The organism is Klebsiella sp. 1SOBk10mer (assembly GCF_046602535.1).
Taxonomy (GTDB): Bacteria; Pseudomonadota; Gammaproteobacteria; order Enterobacterales; family Enterobacteriaceae; genus Klebsiella; species Klebsiella quasipneumoniae.
This window is the reverse complement of record NZ_JBKIUP010000047.1, coordinates 1-1780: the sequence shown is the minus strand read 5'-3', so window position 1 is coordinate 1780 and position 1780 is coordinate 1. Positions and strand designations below refer to the sequence as shown.

At 40.9% G+C, this 1780-nt stretch carries 2 protein-coding genes and 1 pseudogene; 2 read left to right on the top strand and 1 reads right to left on the bottom strand.

Annotation, left to right across the window (positions count from 1 at the left end; all coding sequences use genetic code 11):
• Positions 1 to 151 (top strand): IS1 family transposase (locus ACLH1I_RS26505; RefSeq protein ID WP_219993726.1); only part of this gene is annotated, 151 nt, incomplete at its 5' end.
• A gap of 68 nt (positions 152 to 219) precedes the next feature.
• On the opposite strand, the pseudogene ACLH1I_RS26500 reads toward ACLH1I_RS26505, so the two are convergent.
• Positions 220 to 1671 (bottom strand): annotated as a pseudogene (locus tag ACLH1I_RS26500) (DUF262 domain-containing protein); the annotation flags it as partial.
• Positions 1672 to 1703: 32 nt separating this feature from the next.
• On the opposite strand from ACLH1I_RS26500, the gene ACLH1I_RS26495 reads away from it, so the two are divergent.
• A partial coding sequence (locus ACLH1I_RS26495) for a hypothetical protein (RefSeq protein ID WP_411302888.1) occupies positions 1704 to 1780 on the top strand: 77 nt, incomplete at its 3' end.

Here is a 1780-nt window from a genome sequence, read left to right as displayed (position 1 = left end):
CAAGCGTTACACTCAGCGCATTGAGCGACATAACCTGAATCTGAGACAACATCTGGCAAGGCTGGGACGGAAGTCACTGTCGTTCTCAAAATCGGTGGAGCTGCATGACAAAGTCATCGGGCAGTATCTGAACATAAAACACTATCAGTAAGTTGGAGTCATTACCAACGTTGCGCTGACGATAAATACTGAAGCCCCGATACTATCGGGGCTGAACGTTCAGTCGGTGAGAATTTCTTCATCCGTATCTATTGTGGATGGTGATGAATCTATTTTTGTTGTAAGAAATACCCGATTCAGTAGTCTTTGCTTTAGGGCGTTTCTTCGCTCATTGTAGAATTCCTGGAAGCGACTGAACTCAATATTTTCATCTGAAACTAACAGCATTGATGGAGTATAGTTGTTAGATGAGTGAGATAGCCATTGTTTCAGGGATGTATCCTGTTTACTTATATTCTGAGAGTGATTCAGTAAATGAAGATTAGGTATGGTGTCCCAGTGTTCCGGATTTTCGTAAAAGCTGAGTTTCTCCGGTGAATTCGCAATATAATCTAATTTCTCAAGATATTTATTTGAAAAATGATTTCTTGGATGAAGGTGATCAATATGAAACACCTCAGTCGGATTCATTTCAGGGAACAGAAGATGCAATAGTGCGCGGCAGCGACCTTCGCCATATCTGATATTGAGAAGGCTTTCGATGTATTCGTCGTCAAATCTGAGGTCCTTATTCGAGCCTTTGTACCTGTCAATAATCTTCTCAAGAGGAAAATGAACATCTGAAAGACTATTCTTCATTACGTCTCTGATGCTCGTGAGTAGCGCATCTGCCTGGCTTCCAAAGATCCCTTTCAGAAGTACCATGTAAAACCACTGACTAATTACTGAGCGTTCATTGTGGTTTTTATTCAGGAGATTAATCGTTGTATATAATGGGTGTCCACTGGTTTGCTTTTTGTAAAGCCAGTAGACCACAGGAATGACTGCATTTTTAGATATCAGTGACTGTGGATTGATGCCGAATCGCCTGATAAGAACAAAAGTCTCCTTGATACAGGATTTTATTTCAGACCATTGTTGTTGTATCTTACCGACCTCTTCTGAGGTGAAATTTTTTACTTTGAACCGGACGTCAGAGTCAATAAGCATCAGGCTGGTTTTTAAGAACCAGTCTCTTTCAATATAAAACCCCATTTCATTATTCTGATAAATGTTTTTTGTTAGTTCATCCAGTTCTCTTCTGAAATCACCCTGCCAGTGTGCTACAGCTATTGACATCAGTAAGTCGGAGAACTCAAGTTTTGTCCCCCCGCTATTCGTGCGGATGAAAACATCCAACACATGATCAATGTCCTGGCTGCTCTCATTGAAGTAGTGGATAAGATTCTCAGTTCTTATCTTGGTATAAAGTTTAAGCAGGGTTTTTCTGGAGAATTCACTGGAAATGAGTCCTTTTTTTTCGAGTTCTGGCACGACAACTTTAAATAAGATATCATCCGGAGAATCAATTTGCTCGTATTTGAATATTTCGTGCAGGCAGAACCAATGATGTTTATTATCGGTAAGTGAATCAGTGTATTGCTTGTCGGTGAGGAACCTGAAGTTGTACCTCATCATGGGCTCATCGTCTGAGTCAAGTGGCGATGTTAAATCGACGTAAAGCTTTCTGGGGGCTTTGTTGAATAAATCGAACTTTTGCTGAGTTGAAGGATCAGATCACGCATCTTCCCGACAGCGCAGACCGTTCCGTGGCAAAGCAAAAGTTCAAAATCACCAACTG